This window comes from Sphingomonas melonis (assembly GCF_013409985.1).
GTDB lineage: Bacteria > Pseudomonadota > Alphaproteobacteria > Sphingomonadales > Sphingomonadaceae > Sphingomonas > Sphingomonas melonis_A.
Genome location: NZ_JACCBY010000003.1, coordinates 316,017 through 341,497 on the forward strand (window position 1 = coordinate 316,017; position 25,481 = coordinate 341,497).

Sequence of the window (25,481 nt, forward strand, 5' to 3'; positions counted from 1 at the left end):
CGCATTGACCCCGCGCGCGCATCACCGCACACCGCGGGGATGAACGACGACCTCAAGGCCCTCATCCGCACCATCCCGGACTTTCCCAAGCCCGGCATCCAGTTCCGCGACATCACAACGCTGCTGCTCGACGCCGCCGGATTTGCCGCGACGATCGATCGGATGGTGGCCGCCACCGTCGGGCCGGTCGATCTCGTCGCCGGGATCGAGGCGCGGGGCTTCCTGTTCGCGGCTGCGCTGGCGGTGCCGCTCAAGGCCGGCGTGCTGCTCATCCGCAAGGATGGCAAACTGCCTGGCGCGACGATCGCGGAGGATTATGCGCTCGAATATGGCGAGGACCGGATCGTGATGCACGAGGATGCGCTGGTGCCGGGCCAGCGCGTCCTGCTGGTCGACGATCTGATCGCCACCGGCGGCACGGCGCGTGCCGCGGTGCGGCTGTTGCGCAAGGCGGGGGCGCAGCTCGTCCAGGCGCAATTCGTCATCGATCTGCCCGATCTCGGCGGTGCCGACGCCTTGCGTGCCGAGAATATCCAGGTGGACTCGTTGGTTACGTTCGCCGGTCATTAACCGTTCAGCCGGAACCTGCGATGACTTGCCTCCGTTGAGCGACGAGTCGGCGCGTATTGGCCCCATGCTCGCGCCCGGTTTCTGGGAGAGCATCATGTTGTTCAAGCGTCTCGCCGTGATTGGTCTCCTGTTCGGCGCGGGGATCGCCACATCCGCATGCACCGATGGCTATGGCTATAGCGGCGTCAACGTCGGCTACGGCAGCGGCGGCTATTACGATGGCGGCTACGCGGGCTATGGCGGCGGCTACGGTTATGGCGGCTATCCCAGCTACTTCGGCTGGTACGGCGACTATTATTATCCGGGGACGGGCATCTACGTCTACGATCAGTACCGGCGGCCCTATCGCTGGAACGACGGGCAGCGCCGCTATTGGGAGCAGCGCCGCAACGGCTGGCGGGGCGATCGCAACTTCCGCAACGACTGGAATGGCTTCGATCGCAGTCGCGGCGATGGCTGGCGCGGCAATCGTGGGCCGGGTTTCCGCGGGGATCGCACGCCCGGTATCCGCGGCGATGGCGTCCGGGGTGACGGATTCCGCGGCGAACGCACCCCGGGCGTCCGCGGGGATGGCGTGCGCGGCGATCGTGGCAACTGGCGCGGCAATCGCCAGAATTTCTCCGGTACGCCGCAGCCTGCCACGCCGCAGGCGGTGGCACCTGCGGGCGCCGGCCAGCCGCGCGGCTGGGGCGGCGGCAATCGCGGGTTCGGCGGCCCACGCGGCGGTGGTCCGCGTGGCGGCGGCGGCGGCTGGCGCGGGCGGCGGTGAGGGCGGCGTGATGGCTGCTCCGGCTCCGGCCGGGGCGACCGTCAGCGCGCGCGCGTTTCGATCAGTCCGTTCGATATGAAGGTCATGACCACCACGTCATCCTGGTTGAGGACGGTCATCCGGCTTTTGTAGATGCCCATCTCCGGCCGGCTTTCGGACCGGCGCTTCTCCAGCACCTCGGTTTCGCAGCGCAGGCGGTCGCCGGGATAGACCGGCGTGCGCCAGCGCAGCTCGTCGATCCCCGGCGATCCCAGGCCGGCCTGCCTGTTGGCCTTGAGGTGCTCGACCAGCATCGCCATCGTCATCGCGCAGGTATGCCAGCCGCTCGCCGACAGCCGCCCGAAATGCGTCGCCGCCGCGGCGTCGTCGGAAAGGTGGAAGGGCTGCGGGTCGTATTTCTCGGCGAAGGCGAGCACCTCCTCGCGCGTAACCGGATAATCGCCGAATCGCGCGGTCGATCCCACCAAAATATCCTCGAAATACTGCATCACGGCCTCTCCTATCGTTTCAGCACCGGTCTAAACGGCGCGTCGTCGCCGTCCAGGCCTGCGCCGGCGGGGAGGTCGAGGAGGTCGCGCAACAGCGGGTTGATGTCGGTATTGTCGAAGCTGGCGAGCCGCTTGCCGCCGACGAACGCCGGCCCGTTGGCGATGAACAGCGCCGCCATGTCGGGCGCGCGATTGTCATAGCCATGCGCACCGCCGTGGAACGGCTCCGTCGACGCGCTCTTGAGGATCAGCCAGCCGGTCTCGGCAAGGCAGACATAGGGCGGAATGCGCGGATTGGTGCCGTAGCGGAACCGGGCCGGTACCGCGCCCTTGCGCCAGCACTCCATATGGGCATGCGGCTTGAGCAGGCGCGCTTCGAGTGCCCCCTCATGTCCAGGAACGGGGAAGAGCGTCGCATAGGTGCCGCTTTCGACCAGGCGGTAATCCGCGGGGTCGGCGATGCGGTCGAGCGGGATGGTGCGCGCGCTATCAGTCGCGGCCATGCCGTGATCGGCGACGATGACGAGATTGGCAGGCTGTTGCAGGTCACGCAGGCCCTGGACCAGCCGGCCGATCTGCACATCCACGTCCGCGACCGCCTGGGTCGTTCCGGCCGCCTGCGGGCCGTTGGCGTGACCCGCCGTGTCGACCGTGTCGAAATAGAGCGTCACGAAGCGGGGGCGGGTCGCGGCGGGGCGGCGCAGCCAGTCGATCACCGCATCAACGCGCTGCGCGCCGGTCACCGCCTGGTTGAACTGCTGCCAATCCTCGGGGCGCGTCGCATTGGCGATCGCGCCGTGGCTGTTGGGGATGATCGTGCCGCCCCAGCCGACGTTGGCGCCCGGCCAGAACATCGTCGCGGTACGCACCCCGGCCTTTTCGGCGGTGACCCAGATCGGCTCGGCGGCGTTCCACCAGAAGGGATCGTCGCTCGCCATGGTGAAGGTTTCGCCGGGACGCGCCGGGTCCTCCATCTTGTTGCCGACGATGCCGTGATGATCGGGCACCTTGCCGGTGACCAGCGTCCAGTGGTTGGGGAAGGTGACCGAGGGGAAGGACGGCCGCATCGCCGCGCTGACGCCGCTCGCCGCGAGCGCCGACAGGTTCGGGGTCACGCCGCGGTCGAGATAGTCGGGACGAAAGCCGTCGATCGAGACGAGAATGGTGACGGGCGCGGTTTGCATCCGCGGCAGCGGCGCCGGCGGCAGGCTGGCGGCCCCCTGCGCCGGGGCTGGCCGGGTGGCGGGCGAAAGCGCGGGCGGCGTATAGGGAAGCGCGCAGCCGGCGAGCGACAACGCGAGGGCGGCGAGGGGAATCAGTCTCACAGGCAGATCGTCCCGGACGTGGAGGGCGCGGCTCCTCTACGCGGGACAGGGCTGCTGCCACAACCCAAACTGCGCCGCCCGCCGCTCCGGCGGGGCTCCGGTCAGACGTTGAAGCGGAAGAGCATCACGTCGCCGTCGTGGACGACATACTCCTTGCCCTCCTGGCGCAGCTTGCCGGTGTCGCGCGCGCCGGCCTCGCCCTTGCAGGCGATGTAATCGTCGAAGGCGATCGTTTCGGCGCGGATGAAGCCGCGTTCGAAGTCGGTGTGGATCTCACCCGCCGCCTGCGGGGCCTTGGCGCCGGCATGGACGGTCCAGGCGCGCGCCTCCTTCGGCCCGACGGTGAAGAAGGTGAGCAGGTTGAGCAGCTTGTAGCCGGCGGTGATGACGCGGGCGAGGCCGGTCTCCTGCAAGCCCAGTTCGGCAAGGAACTCGGCGCGGTCCTCCACCGGCATCGTCGCGATCTCCGCCTCGATCGCGGCGGAGACGACGACCGCCTCGGCACCCTCGGCCTTGGCCTTCTCGAACACCTTGGCCGACAGCGCGTTGCCGTTGGCGGCGTCAGCCTCGTCGACGTTGCAGACATAGAGCACCGGCTTGGCGGTGATCAGCTGCGCTTGGGCGAACACCCGCGCCTCTTCGGCGTCCTTGGGCTGGGTGAGGCGCGCGGGCTTGCCGTCGCGGAGCAGGTCCAGCGCCTGGCCGAGCACCGCGGCGCCGATCTTGGCGTCCTTGTCGCCCTGCTGGCCCTTCTTGATGAGGTTGGGCACGCGCTTTTCGAGGCTTTCGAGGTCGGAGAGCATCAGCTCGGTCTCGACTGTCTCGGCGTCGGCAATCGGGTCGACTTTGCCCTCGACATGAGTCACGTCGCCGTCGGTGAAGCAGCGCAGCACGTGGACAATCGCATCGACCTCGCGGATGTTGCCGAGGAACTGGTTGCCGAGCCCTTCGCCCTTCGACGCGCCGCGCACCAGGCCGGCGATGTCGACGAAGGCGAGCTGCGTCTCGATGATCTTGGCCGAGCCGGCGATCGCGGCGAGCTGGTTGAGCCGCGGGTCGGGGACGGCGACGTTGCCGACGTTGGGCTCGATCGTGCAGAACGGGTAATTGGCCGCCTGCGCCGCCGCCGTTTCGGTCAATGCGTTGAAGAGGGTGGACTTGCCGACGTTGGGCAGGCCGACGATGCCGCAGCGGAAACCCATGATGCGCTCTATTCTGATGGGGGGAAAGCGCGCGCCTTACCGTCCGCCGCCCGGTTTGACCAGATGGCCGCTGTTGGCGGCGACCCGACGGCCGGACGGCTCGGTTCGTCGCAGCGGGAGATGAAAGACCATTTTGGTCCTGTGCGTTAGTAGAAGGCGTGATAGCCTTGCCGGACTCGAACCGGGAGCGGCGACTCGATCGCCGTGGGAGAGCAGGCATGCGGATCATGGGGATGATCGCGGCGATCATGGCGGGAAGCTGGGCGGTGCCCGGCGCGGCTCAGACGGTGGCAACGCCTGCCGGTGACCCGTCGCCGACCGCGGCGTCGCCGCCGCTCCAGTCGCTGGCGCTCGGCGGTCGCGACGAACGTGACGCGCGTATCACCGCCAAATTGCGGCTGCGCGTCGCGACCGTATCGAGCGCGCCAGGGCTGCGCGACAAGGCCCATCAGCGGCTCGCCGGGTCGATGATCGACCTGTATCCGGTCGACGGCAGCGGCTTCCATTTGTCCGCGGGCACCCGGGTGTACGATCAACGGGCAGGCGACTCCGCCGCCGGCCGCAGGCTGGCGGGCGTGCCACGCCAGATCAACGTCCCCGGCGGCCGGCCCGGGTTGCGGCGCACACCGGCGGTGACCCTGGGCTATCGCGGCGCCGTCGACGAGGACACCAGCATCGGTGTCGAGGTCGGCGCGATGAAGGGGCACGTCTATTCCAACGCCACCGACATGACGCGGCGACTGCGGGGCGAGCGGGGCGAGGGCAATCCGGTCAATCCGATGGTCCACCTCGTGCTCGGCCACCGTTTCTGACCGCGGCGTCGTCGCGGCTTCCGGCCGCGGGCATCCTGGGTTAGGCCGCCGCCATGCTGCCGCCGCTTCCTGCCGCCGATCTGCTTCCCGCCTTCGCGCCGTGGTTCGATGTCGCGGGGCTCGCGGTGTTCGCCGTATCCGGCGCGCTGGCCGCGGCGAAGCGCGGGCAGACTGCGGTGACGCTCGCCTTCTTTGCGCTGATCACCGGCGTCGGCGGCGGCACGGTGCGTGACCTGCTGATCGACGCGCCGGTCTTCTGGGTGCACGATCCGCGCGCCTCGACCGTCTGCCTGCTGATGGCGGCGCTGGTGTGGGTGACGCCGGAACGCTGGTGGCGGGACAGCGCGCTCGCATGGTTCGACGCGGTCGGGCTGGCCGCTTATGCGGTCTACGGCGCGGCCAAAGCGATCGGCTACGGTGTGCCGCCGGTGCCCGCGGCGCTGATGGGCGTGGTGACCGCCTGCGTGGGCGGCATCATCCGCGACGTGCTGGCGGGCGAACCGTCGATCCTGATGCGCCCCGAATTGTACGTCACCGCGGCGGCGCTGTCCTCTGCGTTGTACGTGGCGCTGGGGTTGCTGGGACTGGCCGGCGCGCCGGCGGCGATCATCGCCGCGGCGGCGGGCTTTGCGCTGCGCGCCTTCGCGATCCGCTTCCGGCTGGCGCTGCCGGCCTATCGCAGCCGCGACGGCGAGCGGCACGAAGGCGGCTGACTCCCCTGCGCGCGCCGCCATGGTGGACGACGGGGAAACCTCAACGGAAACGATCCGGGTTTACCGTTTCCGTTTGCGTGATGATCCGATCGACGATGAGGAGGAGCGGTCGAGCATGCACCGCCGCCATAGTAGTGGCGGCGATGTACGACAGACCGACACCCTTGCGCAGACGGTGTCAGCCCGAGGATCGGGGAAAAGGGGCGAGCTTCGCCACGTCGGCTGGATCATGCTGCACGATGATCGTCGCGCCGAGCGTGGCGGCGAGCCGCCGCAGCCGATCCATTGCGGCGAGGCTGTCCGCGCGCTGGGTATTCCAGGTCGGTACCGCCAGCGACGACCATTGCGCCTGAAGATGGACGACGTCGCCGCTCAGGATCACCGGCCCGGTCTGCGCGAGCCGGACGAGCAGCGCCGCTTCGCCGGGGGTATGGCCGGGTGCGGCGAGCATCACCACCGAACCGTCGCCGAAGATGTCACGGTCGCCGTGCACCGGATCGACCTTCCCGCCGCCGGTCAGCCAAGGCGCGAGCAAAGCGGGGTCGGCGCCGAACGGTAGGGGCTTCGCGTGCAGCGCCGCCCAATCGGCCGCGCCGATCAGCAGCGTCGCCTGCGGGAAGGTCGCCGCCTGACCGACATGGTCGAAGTGATAATGGCTGATCGCCAGCCGGCGGATCTGCGCCGGGCGCACGCCGATGCGGGCGAGCTGGCCGACGAGATCCTGCGACAGCGTGGGGCTGATCGCCGCGCCGTCGTTCGGCTTGCCCAGCAGGGTGGTGGGCAGACCCGCGTCCCACAGCAGCCAATCGTCGCCGTGGCGGATCAGATAGCAGCCGTCGGTCAGCCGGCGCGACTGTCCGGCATAGAGGCCGGTGTCCGACAGCGGCGAGGCGTCGTTCATCTGGATGGTGCCGCAATCGAGCCGCCACAGCGCCACCTCTGGCGCTGACGCCGATGCCCACGCCGGTTCGGCGTACGCCAGACTGCCACCGGCGAGCGCCAGCGCGCCTACCGCCCCATGCAGCCATCGCAACAGAGTCATGTCATCCTCCTTGATCATCGCAATTAGTCTTAGCGGCGGTGTGCGGGACGATGGCCCGCATGCGCTCGATGATGCGCCCGAAACGCTCGCACCGGCCTTGGCCCGGACGGCGTCTTGCGCGAATAGTCGCGGCATGAACGATGCGGTGATCCACACGACGGCATTGGGGGCGCGATTGCTGGCGCGCCTCGCGCCCCTGCGCGCGCCGGCGGATCAGGACGGAGCCTTGCCCTATGGTGCGACGGCCGGGGTCAGCGTGTTCGGCTATTGCGTGCGGACGCAGGAGCGCGTCGCCCGGATGCGCTTCGACAGTGCGTCCCTGGTGGTCGTGCTGAGTGGCACCAAGGAGATCTGGCACGGCGAGACGGTGGAGCGCTTTGCGGCAGGCGAACCGTTCGTCCTTCCGGCGGGGATCGAGTACGATCTCGTCAACGTGCCCGATCCGCGGAGTGGCCTATATGAGGCGCTGTGCATTCGGGTCGACGCCGCGGTGCGCGACCAGCTGAGCGCCAGTCTGCGGCCTATGGCGTACCGGCGAGCGGTGGAGGCCACGCTGGCGGTGCCGCTGAGCGAGGATCTGGTCGAAGCCTACGGCCATGCCGCCAGCGTGCTGTTGCCGGGCGATGCCGCGCTGGCCGGTGCGGTCGCGCGGCATCGCGTGCTGGAAATCCTGCTGCTGGTCGGCCGGACCCATCTCGCCGTGCTGCTCGGCGGGGCGAGCCGTATCGAGCGGGTCGAGGCGGTGATCCGCTCCGATCCGGGTAGGCGCTGGCGGGTGGCGGAGGTCGCCCGTGCGCTCAACCTCGGCGATTCGACGCTCCGTCGGCAGCTTGGTGCGGCGGGCACGTCGTTCCGGCAGATCCTGTTGCGCGTCCGCATGACGACGGCGGCGGAGTTGCTGGCGGCCGATCGGCCGGTGACGCAGGCGGCGCAGGCTGCGGGCTATCGCTCGCGGTCGCATTTCGCCCGGCGTGTCCGCGCGGCCTATGGCGCGCTGCCGCGCGCGTTGCGCAACGCGGGGTGACCCGCACCGGCTTCGGCGGCGCGTGCCGGTCTCCTACGCGCGCACGGTGAAGCGGTGGTCGCCGGACCCGCGGGACACGGTGATACCGGGCAGCACGACCTCGGCGAGCGTGTTGGCCGGGACGGTCAAGTCGAGCGTCACCTCTCCGCGCTCGCGGCGCCATGACGTCACGATCCGCCCCGACGCGCTGTCGAGCGTCACGCCGGCGGAGGCGATGCGGGGATCGAACAGCGGCGCGACGCGGACGTGGCGGAAGCCCGGCGCGACCGGCTCGACCCCGCCCAGCCGGCGGTAGAGGAACGCGCAGACCGCGCCGAGCGCATAATGGTTGAACGAGTTCATCGACACGTCGCCGGTGTCGCCGTTCCACCGCTCCCAGATCGTCGTCGCGCCATGCTCGACCATATAGCCCCAGGAGGGGAAGGCGGTGCGCAGCAACAGGTCGAAGGCGAGGGTGGCCTGCCCGGCGTCGACCAACGCATCGAGCGCCAGCGGCGTGCCGAGGAAACCGGTGGTGAGCAGCCCGCCGCGCCGCGCGATCTCCGCGGCGAGCCGCTGCCCGACGCGGGCGTGCAGGCCGGGCGGCACGAGGCGGAGGCGCAGCGCGAGGATATAGCCGGTGTGGCTGCCGTTGCCGACCCGGCCATCCGCGGTGACGAAGGCGGCGGCGAAGGCGGCGCGGGTCCGCTCAGCCCTGGCCTGCCACGCCGCGGCGTCGGCGCGGCCGGTCCATGCCGCCATCGCCGCCATCTGGTCGAGCGAGCGCGCCAGCATCGCGCTGGCGATCAGCGGCTTGGGCGTGGTCTCGTCGCCGGGCCATTTGGCGTCGAGCGCCAGCCAGTCGCCGAGGTCGGCACCGCGGCCGTTGCGCCACAGCCCGTCGGGGTTGCGCGCGAGGATGCCGTCGCAATAGGCCGCCATCGCCGCCCAATTGTCGTCGACGACGGCGCGGTCGCCACCGTGGAGATAGGCGACATAGGGCAGCATCACGCCGGCGTCGGCCCAGCCCGGCGTCGGCGTGTCGGTATCCCAGCCGAGGCCGCGGGGAGCGGGCGACCACATCGGATAGGCGCCGTTCGGCGCCTGATCGTCGCGCAAGGTGCGGGTGAACGACCGGGTGAAACCGCCCACCGCCATGTTGAACGCGGCGGTGTCCCAGAACACCTGCGCGTCGCCGGTCCAGCCCAGCCGCTCGTCGCGCTGCGGGCAGTCGGTGGGGATGCCGCGGAAATTGGACCGCTGGCTCCACAGCGTGTTGAGCCACAGCTTCTGCACCATCGGCTGCGCGGTGGCGAAGGTGCCGATCTCGGCGAGATCGCTCGACACGACCAGGCCGGTGACCATCGCCGCGGTCAGCTCGGCAAGACCGTCGACCTGCGCATAGCGGAAACCCTGGAAGGTGAAGACCGGTTCGAGCCCCTCCTCGTCGCCCCCGCCGGCGAGCACGTAGCGGTCCTGCGCCCGGGCGACGCGCAGGTTGCGGCGGTCGAGCGTGCCGTCTTTTGCGAGGATCTCAGCATGGCTGACCACCACCGTGCTCCCAGCGGCGCCACGGACCGACAGGCGGACGCGGCCGCCGAAATTCTGCCCGAAGTCGACGATGTGCGATGTCGCGCCGACGCGGCGGATCGCGACCGGGCGCAGCGTGCGGGTGATGCGGATCGGCGGCGCGAGCGGGGCCGCCGGGAGCGCCGCGGGGGACGGCGCGGCCCAAACCGCGTCCCAGTCGCGATCGTCGAAGCCGGGACTGTCCCAGCCGGCCGGCCAGCGGCGGCGGTCGTGATCCTCGCCCGCGTAGATTTCCGACAGCGTGATCGGCGCCTCGCTATGTCGCCAGCGATCGTCGCCGACGACAAGGGGCGTGCCGGCGCCATCCTCGATCATCAGCCGGAGGCGGCGGGGCGCCGGACCATAGGCATAGCGGCCATCGGGCGCCTGATAGCTGGCATAGAAGCCGTCGCCGACGATCACCGCGACGACATTCTCGCCCGGCCGCAGCAAGGATGCGACGTCATAGCTACGATAGGGGATGTGGCGGCGGTATTCGGCGGGTTCGGCTTGCAGTTCGTCGTCGCCGACGCGGCGGCCGTTGATCCAGATGCGATAGCCGCCGAGCGCTGCGACGTGCAGCCGCACCACCGGCGGCACCGCGGCGCAGGCGAACCGCCGCCGCAACAGCCGCGCCGGCGTCGGCGGCCAGGCGAAATGATCCTGCCGCGTTTCGACCGTCGCGGGCCGCCAGGTGCCGTCGGGCACCCGCGTCTCCCAGCCACCGGTGATACGGCGCACGCCGCCGCCGGAGCGGGGGACGCGCAATTGCGCGGCGAGGGTGGCGGAGACGCGCGCGCCGGCCTTCTGCGGCGCGACCTCCGCGACCAGCACATGGGGTCCGGCGGCGAGCGGCAGCGTCATGCGCGCGGCGGGCGGGCCGCCATAGGCGTCCTTGTGCCAGCCCGGCAGCGCGATCGCCCGGCCGTCGAGGCGCAAGGCGATGAGGCGGCTGCGCGTGTCGATCGTCAGCAGGCCGTCGCCGGCATCGCTGGTGAAGGACAGGCGGAACTGCGCCGGCTGGCGGTCGTCGGGCAGGTCCACGCCGCTCCATTGCGGCGGCGCCAGCCGGTCGTCGCGCTCGTCGGCGCTTTCCACCGCGAGCCAGTCGCCGCGCCAGTCCGACGCGCCGAGCGCCGCCTCCCACCGCGCCGTCGCGCTCCACGGGGACAGGGCGCCGGCTGCGTCCCAGATCCGCACCTGCCACCAGCAGCGTTGCCGCGGGGCGAGCGATCGACCGCCATAGGCGGTGCCGGTCGCGATCGGCGATTGGGTCCGGCCGCTGTCCCACAGGTCGGGCCGGCCGGCGGTGAGGAGTGCCGGATCGCTGGCGGCCCGGATCTGGAACGCCGCCTGCATCGTGCCGTCGGGGCCGGCGATCCGCCACGCCAGCATCGGCCGCGCATCGCCGACCGCGAGAGGATCGCGCAATCCGGCGGTGGTGAGGTCGGTGACGCGGAGCGGCGCTCGCGCCGCGGCCTGCGTTGTGTGGGTGAGCAAGGTCGCGCCGACGCCCATGCCCGCCATCATCGTACGCCGATCGATCGACCGCACCGCGCATCCTCCCTGATTATCGCTGCCGATGCTTTGGCCGTGCCGCACCGGCGATATGTCCGACATAACCGATCACGACGGTTCGGCAACGCGAAACATGATCTGGATTGGTCAGATATGCCGGGGAGGTCTGATCGTGAAACTCCGGTGTAGGTGTGCCGCCGATTCTCGTTGCGGTCGATTGCAGGGCGCTTGCTTCCATACCGTAAGCGCCGCGTCCTGTTGTGAGAACTGCCGGAATTTCAGGAAAACGAGCGCCATTGCCCCGCCAGCAGGCGCTCCGCGTGGCGACGACGGCAACATCTTCAAAAAATTCGTAAAACCAATCTTGCTTTCTGTAGGAGTAAACGGCACCTTGCTTGTGAGCCAATTATCAAAATTGGCCAAACAGGAGAGGGAAAACGATGCGCAGGGGATCCGTCTGTGGCCGTGCCCGGAGCTATTGGCTCCTGGTGACCAGTGCCGGTGTCGTGGCGACGCTGATGACGCAGGGCGCTCACGCGCAAACCGCGACCACGTCCGGCCCGCCCGCCAGCCAGACCGGCGTCCAGGCGGACCCGCCGGCGACGACCAACCGTACCACGCCCGCCGTCCAGCAGGGCGGCAGCTCCACCACTCCGCAGACCGACGCATCGACGCAGGCGGTCACCGGCGCCTCCCCCGGTGGCGGCACCGCACAGGATGACGGCGGCGTCGGCCGGCAGGTCTCCTCGGGCGAGGCGCAGCCCGGCGACATCGTCGTGACCGGCTATCGCCGCTCGTTGGAAGATTCGGCCAACGCCAAGAAGAACGCGACCAACTTCATCGATTCGATCTACGCCGAAGACATCGGCAAGTTTCCCGATCTCAACCTCGCCGAATCGTTGCAGCGACTGCCCGGCGTGCAGCTCAACCGCGACAACACCGGCGAGGGCACGACGATCAACGTCCGCGGCCTCAGCGCCGGCTTCACCGTGACGACGCTGAACGGGTTCAACGTCACCACCTCCAGCCAGGGCGTCAACGAAGGGCGCGGGTCGAGCCTCGACATCCTGCCGTCCGAGCTGTTCCGGCGGGTCACGCTGAGCAAGTCGCCGACCGCCAGCACGGTCGAGGGCGGCACCGCCGGCGTCGTCGACCTGCAGCCGGTGCGCGCCTTCGACCAGAAGGGGTTCAGCGTCAGCGTGCAGGGGCAGGGCCAGTATCAGGACGCCAACGGCACGACGACGCCACGCGGGGCGGTGATCGTCAGCGACCGCTGGAAGACCTCGATCGGTGAATTCGGCCTGCTGCTCGGCGGGGCCTATGCGCAGCGCGACTATCGCAGCGAGATCTTCAACACGGTCGGCTACACCACGCTGAACGTCAATCCGTTCTGCCCGTCGACGCGGACCGGGTGCAATACCGGTAATATCGCCACCGGCGGCTATGGCCGTGGCGCGGGTGCGCTGCTGACGACGGTGCCGGGCAACGTGCCCCCCGAACTCGGCCTCGGCGCGGCAGGCTCGCCGCTGTCGATCTGCGGCAACGGCACGCCCGGCGGCACGTCGGGGCTGAGCTGCCAGGACCTCAGCTACGCGATCGTGCCGCGGCTCGTCCGCGCCGAGCAGATCGTCGGCAACCGCACCCGCAAGACCGGCATGGTCAATTTCGAATATCGCCCGACCGAGGCGATCCGCTTCCGCGTCGATGCGATCAAGAGCCAATCGGGCAACGACTTCGGCCAATATGACGTCATGCTGGCGGTGCGCAGCTACAACAATACGGTCCCGATCGGCTTTACGCTCGACAAGGATAAGGTGCTGACCGACGGCACCTTTGGCAACGCCTATTTCCTCAACCAGAGCACCGATCAGCAGAACAGCACTTCGCTGTTCTACCGCTCGCTGGCGGCGGAGTGGGACATCGCCGACAATTTCCGCTTCTCCGCGCAGGTGATGAAGAACAGCGGCCGGTTCAAGGATTCGCAGCTGCAATATACGATGCAGTCGGCCGCGCCGCGGATCGCGCCCGCCGTCTTCCCCGCCGGCGTGCCGTCGCCCGCGACGCAGCCGGCGTCCGACCTGACCCCGGTCAACACCGGGCAATATGCGCATTACACCTACAAGCCCGGCGACATCACGCCGTCGATCTCGACCAACATCGACCTGCCCACCTTCACCAACTGGTCGTGGAACAGCATCTTCCTCGCCGAGAACCGGCAGAAGCTCGACCAGGACGCCTATCGTTTCGATCTGGTCGGCGGCGACGTGCAGAGCCTGCAATTGTCGACGGGCTTCATGAAGCAGCGGTTCCGGCGCACCATCGCTGGTTGGCAGGCGCTCGATTGCGCCAGCCGCGGCGCGTGCACCAGCACCTTCACCTCGACCGAACCGTCGATCCAGGAGGTCATCCCCAATTCGGCGATCCCGCAATATCTCACCGAATTGCCCTCGATGCAGCTGTTCAAGGGCGCGCCGTTCAACGCAGGGCTCAACAACGGCTGGCTGGTGCCCGACTTCGCCAAGATCCGGCAGGCGGTGAACCTCGACTATTTCCGCTACGAGCTCAATCCGGGGACCCAGCCGGCCAATTACCTCAACACCTATTCGCCGCGTGTGCTCGAGGAAGACACGGTCGCCGGCTATCTGATGGCGGACGGGCGGATGCAGCTGTTCGGGCGCGACCTGCGCTTCAACGCCGGCATCCGCTATACCAGCAACCAGCAGGCGGTTGCGGGGCTGGTCAACGACTTCATCCTGATCGGCGGGGCGGGGACGCGCAGCGTGCCGCGCTTCACCTCCAAATCGTCCAACTGGCTGCCGAGCCTGAACCTGTCCTATTTCCTCACCGACACGCTGATCGTGCGCGGTGCGGCGGCGCGGACGGTGACGCGTGCCAATCCGGCGGATCTGTCGCCGCGCTACGAACTCAGCCTCGACGCCGATTCCTACACGATCGGCAATCCGGCGTTGCGGCCCTTCTATGCCGACAATTTCGACTTCGGTGTCGAATGGTATCCGCGCTCGCGCTCGGTGCTGACGTTCAACGGCTGGTTCAAGAAGATCTACGATTATCCGTTCGTGCTGCCGTCGCAGGTGCCGTTCTCGCAACTGGGGATCGACCTGACCCGCCTGTCGGACCGTCAGCGCACCGGCCTTGCCAACCTGGGCGGCGGCAACACCGACAATGCGGTGATCAACGTGCTGCAGCGGCTCAATTCGGATACGGTGATCAACCTGTTCGGCCAGGAATTCCAGTGGATCCAGCCGCTCGACTTCCTCGTCAAGGGCGTCGGCTTCAACGCCAACGTCACGCAGATCAAGCAATGGCTGAGCGGCGCCGCGGTGCCGGCCGGGTTCAACCCCAATGCCCTGCTGTCCGGGCTGGCGCCGTGGACGTACAACGGGACGCTCTACTACGAGACCAAGGATTTCCAGATCCGCATGTCCTACACGCACCGCGACGCCAACATCTCGAACGTCTGCCCGTGCAACAACATTCCCGGCGACCTCTATACGACGGCGACCGATTACATGGATGCGCAGATCTCGTTCCCGCTGCCCTGGTACAAGCGCCTGCAATTCACCATTCAGGCGCAGAACCTGCTGAAGCAGGTGCAGTACAACCAATATGAGAACCGCGAATCCCAGCCCGACGGTGCGACCTATGCTGGTCGCAACTTCGTCGTCGGCCTGCGCGCCAACTTCTGAGTTCCCCAACCTGGGCGGTGCCGCAAGGCGCCGCCCTTATTTTTGCGGCCTCTGTTTCGCCACGGCCATGGCTGCTTGGCGTTAGGGCGACATTCCGCCGATATTGCCGTGGGTTGGCATGGTGGCGGGGCATTGGTGCTAAACTTATGAAATGAATGGCTATTCCATAGCGTCGGCTCCATAGCGTCGGCGGGGCGGCGGGTCGTGCTGGTCGAGGAGAATGCGTTTCTCGCTGGCTATCTGGCGACGGTGTTGCGCGAGGCAGGGCTGGAGGTGTTGGGGCCGGCTGGGTCGGTCGTGGAGGCCAATGCGCTGCTGACAGCGGCGCAGCCGATGCCGGACGCCGCGGTGATCAGCGTCGACGTGTTCGAGGCGGAGGCGTTCAGCGGCGCCGCGGCGCTGGTCGGCGCCGGCGTGCCGATCCTGTTGACCGCGCGGCGGGCGCAGACGCCCAGGGCGTCGGGAATCGCGCATAGCATCCTGATTGCGCCGTTCGCCGGCTATCAGGTGGTCGACCATGTCCGCCGCGTGCTGCAGGCCGCGCCGGCGACGGGATGAGCGTCAGAGTGGGCGCCCGGCCTGGCATCGCTCCAGTTCGACCGGATCGTGGGTGCAGGTGACGGTGAGGACATCGCGCTGCGCGATCGAGAGTGCGCGGAGCCGCTCCTGGTTCGTCATGCGCGCGGTGGCGTCGACCTCCATCAGCCGCTGATAGGCGCGCAGGCCGGGGGTGCAGTGCCGCTTCGCCTGCCGCATCTCGCCGCGGTAGAAATAGGCGTCGCCGGCGTGGAGCAGCCAGTTGCCGTCGTCCTTGCGGACGGCGACACCGGCATGGCCCCAGGTGTGGCCCGGCAGCGGCACCATCAGAATCTCGGGCGGCAGGCCGGCGAGGTCGCGCACCGCGTCGAACCCAAACCAGCCTTCGCCGCGAGCGCCATAGGTCTGCCAGCGCTGCACGTCGTTGAACTGGCGCGGCCGCCAGCGGTTGCGCGCGACGATCCCGGCACGCGGCCCTGTCGCATCGTCATATTCCCGCTGCATGACGTGGACGGTCGCCTGCGGAAAATCCTCAAGCCCGCCAGCATGATCGAAGTCGAGGTGGGTGGTGATTATGTGGCGTACTTCGTGGGTGTGGAATCCCAGGGCTTCGATCTGGCGGACGGCGGTTTCCCGCTCGTGCAGGCGGATGTTGAGCATCGCCCGCCACGGCAGGGTGATGCGGGGATCGGGATGGCGATGCGGATGGGCGACGTCCTTCAGGCCATAGCCGGTGTCGACCAGCACCAGCCCGTGCGCATCGGTCTCGATCAACAGGCAGTGGCAGACGATCGTCCCCAGCACGCCGCGGCTGCGGCCGTCGAACAGCGCGCCGCCGAGCGGGCAATCGGTCCCGCAATTGAGATGGTGGATACGCAATGGCCGCTTCCTCTGCCTGGGGATCGTGTCGCGCGTCAGCGCCGGCGCGGCATCATTGGTAGCCGCGATTGCCCTCGCGCTCCTCGGCGGCGTCTTCCTGGACCTTCTCCATCTCCTCGGCCTGCTCGTCGGGGCTCGGCGCGTCGGTATCGGGATCATGCGTCATCATCGTCTCCTTCCCGGTCCAACGCCGGGGAGCGACAAGCGATGCAGCGAGATCAATATGTTAGACGGTCAGTCCGCCGATAGCGGTGCGGCGGGATCGCTCACCGCAGCGTCGCCGGGGGCGTCGCCGGTGGCGGGGGGCGCCGCGTAGCTGATCACCCATTGCGGATAGCCGTCCGGCGCCATGACGATATCGGCATGGCCGACGGGATCGTCGCCCGTCTCGATCCAGCCGGCGCCATGGCAATGGTCGCAGATCGCGCGCTTGCAGCGGAAGCTGACCAGGTCGATCTCGGTATTCCACTGGCCGTAGCCGTGGCAGATCGGGCATTTGGCATCGAGCGTGCCATTGCGCGGCTGCAACGGAATGATGTCGAAGGCGTGCGGGCTGTTCGGTCCGTCGCAATATACGACGTTGCTGGCGTGCGCGATCGTTCGTCTCCTTCGGGCAGGTCAGGGGGGCAGGCGCCGGTCGGCGGTGGCCGGGGCGTGGCGCGTGGACGCTCAGTCGGGCATGACCCAGTTGAGTTCGTCCGCCGCCGCCTCGGCCGTCTTGGCGAGATGGCGGACATAGTCCTGGAAGATCGGCACGGTGAAGGTGACGATGACGGGATCGGCTTCGGGCTCCTGGAACGTCAGCACGACGAAGCGGGTGCCGGTGTTGTCGATCATCAGGCCGGCTTCCATCGCGCCGGGGCCGCTGGGGCTGATTACCACCTCGGCCATGGTCAGGCGGCCCGGACGATGGGAGGGGCGGGGCGAAGGATAGGGCAATCTGGCATCGGACTCTCCCGGACGGATCGAGCAGGCATAACGCCCTGCCGCCGTTTTTCGCTCATCGGCCAGGCGGAATCGACATTCAAGCTTTGGGCGTGTCGCCTTCCAACCCCATTCCGTCACCCCGGACTTGTTCCGGGGTCCACTCTGCGGCGGGGAGAAGGGATTGATTTGGCACCATTCTCTTGCGGATGGGTGGACCCCGGAACGAGTCCGGGGTGACGGATCTGATGCGGAAACCGATCGAACCTCACCGCCCCAGCGATCTGCAATCGCCCTGCGCGTCGGGGGCATTGGACTGCCGCCTAGTCGGCGGTCTTGCGCAACTTGCCCTGTGAATCCCGCAGCATCCAGAAGCGCGACCAGCCGCGGACACGCGGCAGGATCAGCCAGGTGAGCGCGGCGGTCAGCACGATCGACGACAGGATCTGTTGCAGCACGCGCGGCAGCGCCGGCAGCGCCCATCCCACGACGCCGCTGACGATCAGCAGCGTCGGGACGACGCCGATCCAGGTGACGAGCGCCGTCCGCCACTTCTTCGCGGCGACCTCGCTCGGCAGGGTGAAGCCGACGACCTTGCCGCTGTCCCGCTGATCCAGCCCGACCGAAAACGCCTCCGCCTCCGCGGCGAGGTCGCGATAGGCGGGCTGCGCCAGCCAGGCCTGCAAGGCGTCGGGCCCGCCGAACTGGAGCAGCAGGTGGTGGAGCCCGCCCGCCTGATCGAGCCGCACCGCCGCGGCGAACCGGTCGTGCGCCTGCGCGGCGGTGAGCAGGCGGCGCACCCAGGGTTCATAGGCATCCTCCCGTCCCGGACGCATCACGCGGCTGACGACGAAGGTGGCGGGCATGGGAAACGGCTGGGGCATGACCTGCCCGACCGATGGGCGGGCGGCAGGTTCCACGCCGCGCATCAGGCGAGCGTTGCGATCACAGTACGACCGACAGCAGCAACTGGCATTCCTCGTCCGGCGTCAGCGCGCGGCGCGCGTGGCAGGCGGCGCCGACCGCCTGCCGATAATGGACCGTGCCGAACCGCTCCGCCTCGTCGAAGCTGCACGGCGTCCATTCCTCGGACGGATAACATGCGTCGTAGATCGCACGCGCGGCCGCGCGTAGCGGGAGGTCCTGCTCCATGCCGAGGCTCCTGTTCGTCGCCGGGTCGGCGCGACTCGGCATGCGCCATGCTACGCCGACACGAAGGGCGTTGACAAGAACATTGCAAGAACATCGGGCGTGTGCGATAGGGTGCGGCAATGGAGGAGCGCAGCATGATCAACCCGGATGATGGCAGCCCGATCGCGTTCGGACGCTGGCTGCTGACGCAACGCGGGCGGGGCGACTGGGTGGACGGGATCGCCGACGCGGCGCGCGCCGACCGCAGCTTTCCGCGCAACGGCGATCCCGAGGCGGTGCGGGCGCACCTGCGCAGCCAGCAGGCCGATGGCGATGCCTTTGCCGCGCTCGACGATGCCGAAAGCGACTGGCTGAACGGCTGAGCCGAAGGGTGCGTGCGACGCGCCCCCCTCACGGGATCAGGCGAGCTTGAGCCCTTCCTTGTTCATCGCGGCGGTGATGTGCTTGTTCTGCTCGTCGGACAGCTGATCGCGCAGCTTGGGGAACAATTCGTCTTCCTCTTCGCGCATGTGGCTCTCGATCAGGCCGCGGAATTCCTTGAGCTTGGGCAGCCATGCGGGGTCGTTGCGCGGCATCTCGGTCAGGTCGAAGAAATACTGCTTCACATAGCCATGTTCGTGATTGAGGTGATCCGCCGCCTCGGTCAGCCCCTGGTCGCGCATCATCGCATAGACGACATTCTCTTCCTGGAAGGCGTGCTTGCTGATCGCATGCTTGAGCTGCATCAGCAGGAACGAGCGGCGCGCGGTGGCGTCGTCGTCGGTCGCTTCGAGCAGGTCGAAGATCTTCAGCGCGGCGGCATGTTCGGCGGCGAGCGCCTTGTCCCATGGCCCGGCGAAGACGGTCGGCGCCTGCACCGCGGCCTTGCGCAGCAGGTTGGCGAGCAGCCCGGTGGCGATACCTGCCGCCGCGCCGATCGCGATGGTGCGGCGGACGGTGTTCGATTCGGTATTCTGTTGGCTCGTCATCGTGCTCACTCCCACATTCGAAAGCGGCAACGTGCCGTGCTAAGCGGCTGTTCCTGTTGCGATCTGTTAGCATTGTGGGGGTCATCCGGGCCTGCCGATCCGGCGCTTGCGCGTCTTTTCCGCGCCGTGGATCGTTGCCCACTCCATCCATGCCGGTCCGGCGTGACGCGGGAGACGATGATGCGGTTCGTGCGGATCGAAATGCTGCCCTCTGGCAAGGCGCTGGTCGATATCGACAAGCTCACCCATGCAATACCCGAAGGCGAGGGCAGCCGCCTGTTCCTCGGCGCGCAGCACCTCGACGTGCCGCATACGCTCGCCGAGCTGGAGAACGTCCTCGCCGGCCGTGAGCGTACCGACAATGGCGAGAACAGTGCCGCAGGGTTCGGGCTGCGCTAGGTTGGCATGCGGTCGGGTTCCTTGCCCTGCCGGGGCAGGGCGATGGCCGATGCCGGGGTGGTGAGGTTCGATCGGTTTCCTCATCACCGCCGTCGCCCCGGACTCGTTCCGGGGTCCACCCGGCCGCAAGGGAATGGTGTCAAATCACGCGCTTCTCCCCGCCGCGGAGTGGACCCCGGAACGAGTCCGGGGTGACGGGTAGGGTCGGGAGGCGACCGGCTCAAACAGACGTTCTATGCGATAGCCTTCGCCAGGGCAGGGCGATTGCCTATGGCTGGGGTGGTGAGGTTCGATCGGTGTCCTCATCATCGCCGTCACCCCGGACTCGTTCCGGGGTCCACCCAGCCGCAAGGGAATGGTGTCGAATGAAGCCCTTCTCCCCGCCGCAGGGTGGACCCCGGAACAAGTCCGGGGTGACGGGTGGGGTTGGACGGCGGCCGGCTCAAGCACACGTTTCTATGCGATAGACCTGCCCGCAGGGAAGGCCGCACGCGCGAAGCTCGAATGGCGATCCCGCCCCGGACGGCCTGCCTCCCGCTTGCCGGTGACCCCCTGCTTCATCTCGCGCCCGCGCCCGCGGCCCGGCGCGGCCGGCGTGGACGGTCGTCCGGCGGCGCTCAGGCGCCCCATTCCGGCCCGTCCTCGTCCGGATAGAAAGCGTGCGGGTCATAGGGTTCGGATCGCCGCGCCGGTCGCGGCGGGGCGGGCGGGGAGGCGGGCCGGGCGGCGGCTGGCGGCAGGGTCGGCAGGCCGCCGCCGAACCGGACGCGGACGAACGCCGATCCGCCATCCAGCCCCTGGAAGATCGCCGCCACCTCCTCGCCGCGGTTCAGCCGGGTACCGATATAGGGCGCGCGTTCGGCATTGATGTAGCCGAGTTGCGCGCCCTGCCCGCTGAAGACCGCGATCGCATTGGGATCGTGCTTGTTCTTCGGCTCGGGCACCAGCGCGACCGGGGCGCCGGGCAGCGTCATCATCGCTTCGGAGCGGCGGTTGCTGCCGTCCGCATTGGGGAAGTCGAGGCCGACGACGGCGAGGGTCAGTTCCTGCATCGCGGGGTCAGGCGGCGGCGGGCCGGCCGGCCGGGACCAGTTCGATCACCCAGTCGCCCGCGCGCAACTGCTGCGCCTCCGGCTCGAGCACGCCGATCGCATGATCGTCGCGATAGATGCGGACGATCTGGCCGTCGGTGCTGGCGCGCGGCGATGTGCCGACCTCCTCGGGCCGCACCGCGCGTTCGCGCAACTCGATCTTGCCGCCGCGGGTGACGAGATCGGCGACGTAATCGGCGACATGCGGGCCGGCGGTACATTGCGCGAGCAATTGCCCGCCGAAGCTGACCGGGTTGACGATGATGCTGGCGCCGGCGTCGCGCGCCAGCAGCTCGTTCTCGATCGCGGCGATCGACACGGCGATGCCGGCATGCGGCGCGAGGCGGCGGCAGGTGAGGATGATCAGCACCGCGGTGTCGTCGCGACCGGGGCAGACGATGACGGTGCGCGCCGCCCCGACCTTGGCCATTTCCAGCACCGTATTGTGCGTCGCATCGCCTTCGACGGTGGCGACGCCCCATTCCTCGGCGAGGCGCAGGCGGTTGGCGTTCGCATCGACCACGACGATCTGCCCGGGCGGGTGGCCGCGTTCGAGCAGCTCGCCGACCGCCGCCGAACCCGAGCGGCCGAAGCCGCACACGATGACGTGGTCCTTCAACTCATGCCTGACGAGGCCCATCCGCCACCGCTCCCATCCCTGTCTGAGCATGAAGCTGTACGCGCTTCCGAGGAAGATGAGGAAGACGAAGATGCGGATCGGCGTGACGACGAAGGTGTCGAACATCCGCGCCGAATCGCTGACCGGCACGATGTCGCCATAGCCCACCGTCGTCACGGTGATGACGGTGAAATAGACGATGTCGAGGAAGCTGACCGCGCCGTCGGTATTGTCGCGCAGCCCGGCGCGGTCGATCCAATGGCCGCCGAGCGCGATGCCGACCAGCAGCAGCACCGCGGCGGCGCGGATCGCCAGCATGGTCAGCGCGCCGAGCCGCCCGGCACGGTAGAAGCGCGGGCGCACGTCGCGCCGTCCCGACCGGGCCGCCATCCGGCCCGGCGCCAGTGCGGGCCGCACGGGGGGACGATATGTCACGGGAAGCACGCGGCGGGCAGGACCATGCGCCTTGATGCGGGAGGATGCGGGTCGAGCGCAAGCGCCGCGGCGTCGCGCGCGTGCCCGGCGCCGATGCTGCGGATCAGCGCTGCTTCTTGGTGATGGTCGCGGTGAAGTCGGGGTCCTTGTTCGCCACCCAGTCGACGAACTTGCGCGTCGCCGGGTCGGCGAGCAGCCCGTCGACGCTCATGCCGTGGCGTTGCAGTTCGGAATTGGTGAAGTTGGCGGTCACCGTCTGCTGGCAGATCGGGTGCATCGGCACGACGTCGCGCCCGCCCCGGCTCTTCGGCACGGGATGATGCCAGACGATCGTCTTGCCCGTCGGGCGGCCGCACAGCCAGCAGGGCGGCACCGGCGCGGCGGCGTCCTCGTCGGCGGGCAGATCGTCGTCGGGGCGGTATTTGGTGTGCTTGCGGGCCATGCCTCTGCCTCAATCCTCGTCCCGCGTCGGGCGGGCACGCGCACCGCTACACCAGCTGCCGGCCAATACCGAGGGCGAAGTGCGTGCCCCGCCGCGGCGCGTGGCGGCGGCGGGAATGGCGCGAGCGCCGTCAGCGCGGCAGGTGCGTCGCGCACCACCGCGCCAACGGGATCGTCACCAGCGCGGAGAAAGACATCGAACCGATCAGCGCAACGAGAAATTGGGTTGTCACCATCCGGCTCCTTCTGCTTGCCATGATCTGCACGTCCCCAACACGCGAGCGGCTGATTTGGGTTCAAGCCGTCACGCGATGCTACCAGTCGCTGCTGTCGCTATCGTCGTCGCCGTCGCCGTAGTTGTTGATCGTGATGTTCTCTTCGGGCGCGTCGAGGAAGCCCTGGCCACCGAAGCCGCCGCCGTGATGACCGCCGAACAGATTGGAAAGGCCGCTGAACAGCATCTCGCCGCCGGCCACGCCCGCCGCGGTGGTGCCCGCCGAGCGCAGGAAGCTGCCGAGGCCGCCGCCGCCCGAGAGGATGCCCGGCCGCGCCTCGGGCGGGGGCGGTGCGTAGGTGGATGACGATCCGCCCCATGGTCCACCACGGTCGGACGGCAGGAAGCTGGTCGCGGCGGCCGGCGGGTTGAGCTGTCGCTCCAGCTCGGCGATCCGCGCCTGCGCCGCGTGCAGCGACTGGTCGGCGACGATGGCGTGCTGGACCAGCAGATAGCTCGCATCGGGGTTGGCGGCGAGCGCCTGGCGGATCATCGCATCCGCCTCCTGATCCTTGGCGATGCCGCGGGTGGCGACCAGTTCGTTGAGGAAATTCGTCAGAAGCGTGCGTTCGTCGGGTGTCATATCCTGTCCCTCGCGTTGACGCCGGCGGAGATCGTCGGCCACCCCGGCGGGTTCAACCGCGCGACGCGATTGTGACGTGAATTTCACCTGCGCCCCGGCGCGGCCTTGCCTTTGGCGGCGATGACGCACCATGAACGGTGCAACGGAGATCGAGATGACCGACGATGCGACGCCGCCCGACAGCAAGCTGACGCGCTCGAAACAGCGCTGGGCGAGCGAGCACAAGTTCCTGACCGGCACGCCCGCGCGGCCCGAGCACGAGCGGCTGCCGCCCGGCCAGCATCTGGTGCGCGACTGGCCGGTGCTCGACCTCGGCCGCCAGCCCGATATCCCGACGGAGCGATGGGAGCTGCGCATCGGCGGGATGGTGGAGCGGCCGGCCATCCTCGACTGGGCGGCGTTCATGGCGCTGCCGCAGACGCAGACCCGGTCGGACATCCACTGCGTCACGACCTGGTCGCGCTACGACAACGACTGGACGGGGATCGCCACGCGCGACCTGATCGCGCTCGTCCGGCCGCGCGACGAGGCGGCGTTCGTCATGCTGCACGGCTATGACGGCTATACCACCAACCTGCCGCTCGCCGATTTCGCGGCGGAGCAGGCGATGATCGCGCATCGCTGGAACGGCGCGCCGCTGACCCGCGCGCATGGCGGCCCGGCGCGGCTGCTGGTGCCGCACCTCTACCTGTGGAAGAGCGCCAAATGGCTGCGCGCGATCGACTTCCTCGGCGCGGACAAGCCCGGCTTCTGGGAGGTCAACGGCTATCACATGCGCGGCGACCCGTGGGCGGAGGAACGCTACGGCTGACCGGGATCAGCCCGTGGCGGCAGCGTCGTCGACGGCCTGGATGATCTCGGCCCGGTCGTCGCACAGGTGGAGCGCGGTCAGCACGCCGGTCTTGTAGGCGCCGGTGTCGATGCCGATACGGTGCGGCAGCAGCGTCGGGCGATCGCCGGTCCAGGTGTGGCCGTGGACGATGACCGACGCGGACGGTTTGGGATGGTCGAGGAATTCCTCGCGGATCCACAGCAGGTCGTCGCGGTTCTGAGCGTGCAGCGCGACGCCGGGGACGATCCCGGCATGGACGAAGGCGTAATCGCCCACCTCGACCAGCAGTTCGAGCCGGTGCAGCAGATGGTAGTGCGAGGTCGGCATCACGTCGAGCAGGCTGTCGCGCAGCGCGGTGAGCGTCGCCGGATCGTCCAGCTCGGGCGGATCGGGTAAAGCGACGCCATAGGAGCGGAGCGTCGCCGCGCCGCCCACCGCGAGCCAGCGGCCATGCCTGACCGGCTGTTCGAGGAAGTCGCGCAGCATCGCCTCATGATTGCCTTCGAGCAATCGCGCCTCGACCGCGGTCGAACGCAGCAGCCAAGTCAGGGCGGCGAGCACTTCGGCGGACGCGGGGCCGCGATCGACATAGTCGCCGGACAGTATGAGCAGCGGCGTCACGCCGGGATAGCGTTCGGCGGCGTCGCGGTTGACCTCGGCAAGCAGTGCATGGAGCAGGTCGTAGCGGCCGTGGACGTCACCGATCGCGTAGAGCGGCTGCGGTCCGCTGCGGACCCCGCTTGCCGGGACATGACGTTCGCGACGGAAGCCGATCATCGCAGCGCGACCCGCTCATCCTCCGGCGCATCCTCCGCGAAGACGCGCAGGTCGGAGGCGATCATGCTGTAGATGCGCAGCGCCTCGCGCGGGCGCTTGAGCGCGACGCGACGGGCGCGCAGCCATTCGTCGCGATAGTCGCGCAGCGTGCCGGCGCGCACCTGCGCCTGCGTCGCCCGGTCATAGGCGACGGCGACGCTGCGCTCCGCCGTGCGCAGTTGCGGGGCGAGGCAGCTCGCCTCGTCGTAGCAGGCAGCGCGTTGCGAGGACACGGTGGTGATCGCCGCGCGGCGGTCGGGCGCCGGTGCCGGTCGTTCGACGCGCGGCGGCGCGGACCGCTGCGGCACGGCGGCGACCTCTTCGGCGTAGGGGACGTCGGCGTGCGGCGCGGGTGCGCTGACCAGTCCCTCCGCAACCGCCGGGGGCAGCGGCGGCTGCGTCGGGGTCGCGGCGGCGAGCTGGACCGGCTCGGCTGGCTGCGCCGCTGCCGGTGCCGGACGGGGCGGCGCCTTCACGCGTTTCGCGGCGACGCGCGTCGCCGGAGCCGTGGCGGGCGCCTCCATCGCGCTGTTGCCGCCGATCACGCCGGCGGCGAGCATCGTCACGACGCCGCCTGCGCCCAATAGGGCGAGCCAGGGACCGCGCTTGCGGCGGCGCCGCTCGGTCCGGACGGGAACGGGGAGCGCGGCGGGTTCGCGGCGCAAGGCAGGGCCGAAGATCGCCGCCATGTCGTCGGCAACGCCCTTGATCTTGGGCGTCGGCTGGGACGCATGCGGACCGGATGCTGGCAAGTCTGGGTCAACCATAAGGGGCCTGTTAAGCATGATCGCTGAACCTTGGCTGTATCCGATT

Annotated in this window: 27 protein-coding genes; 10 read left to right on the forward strand and 17 right to left on the reverse strand. The window is 69.0% G+C overall.

Going from position 1 to position 25,481, the window contains the following annotated elements; genetic code table 11:
* The first annotated feature begins 39 nt into the window (after positions 1-39).
* Complete coding sequence (locus tag HD841_RS12250; RefSeq protein WP_179509156.1) at positions 40-570, forward strand: adenine phosphoribosyltransferase; 531 nt, start codon at positions 40-42, stop codon at positions 568-570.
* A gap of 94 nt (positions 571-664) precedes the next feature.
* Positions 665-1,339, forward strand: a complete 675-nt coding sequence (locus HD841_RS12255; protein ID WP_179509157.1) for a hypothetical protein — start codon at positions 665-667, stop codon at positions 1,337-1,339.
* Between the two features lie 41 nt (positions 1,340-1,380).
* Here the strand turns inward: HD841_RS12255 and HD841_RS12260 are convergent, their stop codons facing one another.
* From HD841_RS12260 to ychF, 3 genes are all read right to left on the reverse strand, one after another.
* A complete protein-coding gene (locus HD841_RS12260; RefSeq protein WP_179509158.1) occupies positions 1,381-1,827 on the reverse strand; it encodes a MaoC family dehydratase in 447 nt (148 codons plus the stop codon).
* 11 nt (positions 1,828-1,838) lie between these two features.
* Positions 1,839-3,152 (reverse strand): alkaline phosphatase family protein, encoded by a 1,314-nt coding sequence (locus tag HD841_RS12265; RefSeq protein WP_373563010.1) that lies wholly within the window; start codon positions 3,150-3,152, stop codon positions 1,839-1,841.
* A gap of 101 nt (positions 3,153-3,253) precedes the next feature.
* A complete protein-coding gene (ychF, locus tag HD841_RS12270) occupies positions 3,254-4,354 on the reverse strand; it encodes a redox-regulated ATPase YchF (RefSeq protein ID WP_179509159.1) in 1,101 nt (366 codons plus the stop codon).
* Between the two features lie 218 nt (positions 4,355-4,572).
* Here ychF and HD841_RS12275 point away from each other — a divergent pair, with 218 nt between their 5' ends.
* Complete coding sequence (locus HD841_RS12275; RefSeq protein ID WP_179509160.1) at positions 4,573-5,166, forward strand: hypothetical protein; 594 nt, start codon at positions 4,573-4,575, stop codon at positions 5,164-5,166.
* Between the two features lie 53 nt (positions 5,167-5,219).
* Complete coding sequence (locus tag HD841_RS12280; protein WP_179509161.1) at positions 5,220-5,879, forward strand: trimeric intracellular cation channel family protein; 660 nt, start codon at positions 5,220-5,222, stop codon at positions 5,877-5,879.
* Between the two features lie 178 nt (positions 5,880-6,057).
* On the opposite strand, the gene HD841_RS12285 is transcribed toward HD841_RS12280, so the two are convergent.
* Entirely contained in the window at positions 6,058-6,921 is an 864-nt protein-coding gene (locus HD841_RS12285; protein WP_179509162.1) for an N-acyl homoserine lactonase family protein, read from the reverse strand.
* Positions 6,922-7,054: 133 nt separating this feature from the next.
* On the opposite strand from HD841_RS12285, the gene HD841_RS12290 reads away from it, so the two are divergent.
* On the forward strand, positions 7,055-7,945 hold the full coding sequence (locus HD841_RS12290) for a helix-turn-helix transcriptional regulator (protein WP_179509163.1): 891 nt from the start codon (positions 7,055-7,057) through the stop codon (positions 7,943-7,945).
* Between the two features lie 33 nt (positions 7,946-7,978).
* Here the strand turns inward: HD841_RS12290 and HD841_RS12295 are convergent, their stop codons facing one another.
* Positions 7,979-11,047 (reverse strand): family 78 glycoside hydrolase catalytic domain, encoded by a 3,069-nt coding sequence (locus HD841_RS12295; RefSeq protein WP_179509164.1) that lies wholly within the window; start codon positions 11,045-11,047, stop codon positions 7,979-7,981.
* A gap of 452 nt (positions 11,048-11,499) precedes the next feature.
* Between HD841_RS12295 and HD841_RS12300 the strand changes: the two genes are divergently transcribed.
* Complete coding sequence (locus HD841_RS12300) at positions 11,500-14,718, forward strand: TonB-dependent receptor (RefSeq protein WP_179509165.1); 3,219 nt, start codon at positions 11,500-11,502, stop codon at positions 14,716-14,718.
* 204 nt (positions 14,719-14,922) lie between these two features.
* Positions 14,923-15,276 carry a hypothetical protein gene (locus HD841_RS12305; protein WP_179509166.1) on the forward strand — a complete coding sequence of 118 codons (354 nt, stop codon included), beginning with the start codon at positions 14,923-14,925 and terminating at the stop codon, positions 15,274-15,276.
* Between the two features lie 3 nt (positions 15,277-15,279).
* Here the strand turns inward: HD841_RS12305 and HD841_RS12310 are convergent, their stop codons facing one another.
* The 5 genes from HD841_RS12310 to HD841_RS12330 form a co-directional block, all read right to left on the reverse strand.
* Positions 15,280-16,134 carry an MBL fold metallo-hydrolase gene (locus HD841_RS12310; protein ID WP_179509167.1) on the reverse strand — a complete coding sequence of 285 codons (855 nt, stop codon included), beginning with the start codon at positions 16,132-16,134 and terminating at the stop codon, positions 15,280-15,282.
* 234 nt (positions 16,135-16,368) lie between these two features.
* Positions 16,369-16,662, reverse strand: coding sequence for a hypothetical protein (locus HD841_RS12315; protein ID WP_257015494.1), 294 nt, complete (start codon positions 16,660-16,662; stop codon positions 16,369-16,371).
* A gap of 141 nt (positions 16,663-16,803) precedes the next feature.
* Positions 16,804-17,025, reverse strand: a complete 222-nt coding sequence (locus HD841_RS12320; protein ID WP_179509168.1) for a hypothetical protein — start codon at positions 17,023-17,025, stop codon at positions 16,804-16,806.
* 356 nt (positions 17,026-17,381) lie between these two features.
* The gene (locus tag HD841_RS12325) at positions 17,382-17,924 is read right to left on the reverse strand and encodes a hypothetical protein (protein WP_179509169.1); all 543 of its coding nucleotides are present in this window, start codon (positions 17,922-17,924) and stop codon (positions 17,382-17,384) included.
* A 79-nt stretch (positions 17,925-18,003) separates the two neighbouring features.
* The gene (locus tag HD841_RS12330; protein WP_179509170.1) at positions 18,004-18,210 is read right to left on the reverse strand and encodes a hypothetical protein; all 207 of its coding nucleotides are present in this window, start codon (positions 18,208-18,210) and stop codon (positions 18,004-18,006) included.
* Between the two features lie 134 nt (positions 18,211-18,344).
* Here HD841_RS12330 and HD841_RS12335 point away from each other — a divergent pair, with 134 nt between their 5' ends.
* Positions 18,345-18,572, forward strand: coding sequence for a hypothetical protein (locus HD841_RS12335; RefSeq protein WP_179509171.1), 228 nt, complete (start codon positions 18,345-18,347; stop codon positions 18,570-18,572).
* A 36-nt stretch (positions 18,573-18,608) separates the two neighbouring features.
* Here the strand turns inward: HD841_RS12335 and HD841_RS12340 are convergent, their stop codons facing one another.
* Complete coding sequence (locus HD841_RS12340; RefSeq protein WP_179509172.1) at positions 18,609-19,178, reverse strand: hemerythrin domain-containing protein; 570 nt, start codon at positions 19,176-19,178, stop codon at positions 18,609-18,611.
* Positions 19,179-19,355: 177 nt separating this feature from the next.
* Between HD841_RS12340 and HD841_RS12345 the strand changes: the two genes are divergently transcribed.
* Positions 19,356-19,577 (forward strand): hypothetical protein, encoded by a 222-nt coding sequence (locus tag HD841_RS12345; protein WP_179509173.1) that lies wholly within the window; start codon positions 19,356-19,358, stop codon positions 19,575-19,577.
* 617 nt (positions 19,578-20,194) lie between these two features.
* On the opposite strand, the gene HD841_RS12350 is transcribed toward HD841_RS12345, so the two are convergent.
* From HD841_RS12350 to HD841_RS12365, 4 genes are all read right to left on the reverse strand, one after another.
* Positions 20,195-20,629, reverse strand: a complete 435-nt coding sequence (locus HD841_RS12350) for an HIRAN domain-containing protein (protein ID WP_179509174.1) — start codon at positions 20,627-20,629, stop codon at positions 20,195-20,197.
* 7 nt (positions 20,630-20,636) lie between these two features.
* Positions 20,637-21,704 (reverse strand): potassium channel family protein, encoded by a 1,068-nt coding sequence (locus HD841_RS12355; protein ID WP_373563011.1) that lies wholly within the window; start codon positions 21,702-21,704, stop codon positions 20,637-20,639.
* A gap of 121 nt (positions 21,705-21,825) precedes the next feature.
* Positions 21,826-22,164: a hypothetical protein gene (locus HD841_RS12360; RefSeq protein WP_179509175.1), complete on the reverse strand. Its 339-nt coding sequence runs from the start codon at positions 22,162-22,164 to the stop codon at positions 21,826-21,828.
* A gap of 313 nt (positions 22,165-22,477) precedes the next feature.
* The gene (locus HD841_RS12365) at positions 22,478-23,020 is read right to left on the reverse strand and encodes a DUF2076 domain-containing protein (protein WP_179509176.1); all 543 of its coding nucleotides are present in this window, start codon (positions 23,018-23,020) and stop codon (positions 22,478-22,480) included.
* Between the two features lie 154 nt (positions 23,021-23,174).
* Between HD841_RS12365 and HD841_RS12370 the strand changes: the two genes are divergently transcribed.
* Positions 23,175-23,831: a sulfite oxidase-like oxidoreductase gene (locus HD841_RS12370; RefSeq protein ID WP_179509410.1), complete on the forward strand. Its 657-nt coding sequence runs from the start codon at positions 23,175-23,177 to the stop codon at positions 23,829-23,831.
* A 6-nt stretch (positions 23,832-23,837) separates the two neighbouring features.
* Here the strand turns inward: HD841_RS12370 and HD841_RS12375 are convergent, their stop codons facing one another.
* Together HD841_RS12375 and HD841_RS12380 are read right to left on the reverse strand one after the other, a co-directional pair.
* Complete coding sequence (locus HD841_RS12375; protein WP_179509177.1) at positions 23,838-24,629, reverse strand: metallophosphoesterase; 792 nt, start codon at positions 24,627-24,629, stop codon at positions 23,838-23,840.
* Positions 24,626-25,420, reverse strand: coding sequence for a hypothetical protein (locus HD841_RS12380; protein ID WP_179509178.1), 795 nt, complete (start codon positions 25,418-25,420; stop codon positions 24,626-24,628). The genes HD841_RS12375 and HD841_RS12380 overlap by 4 nt, the downstream gene beginning before the upstream one ends.
* Positions 25,421-25,481 lie beyond the last annotated feature (61 nt).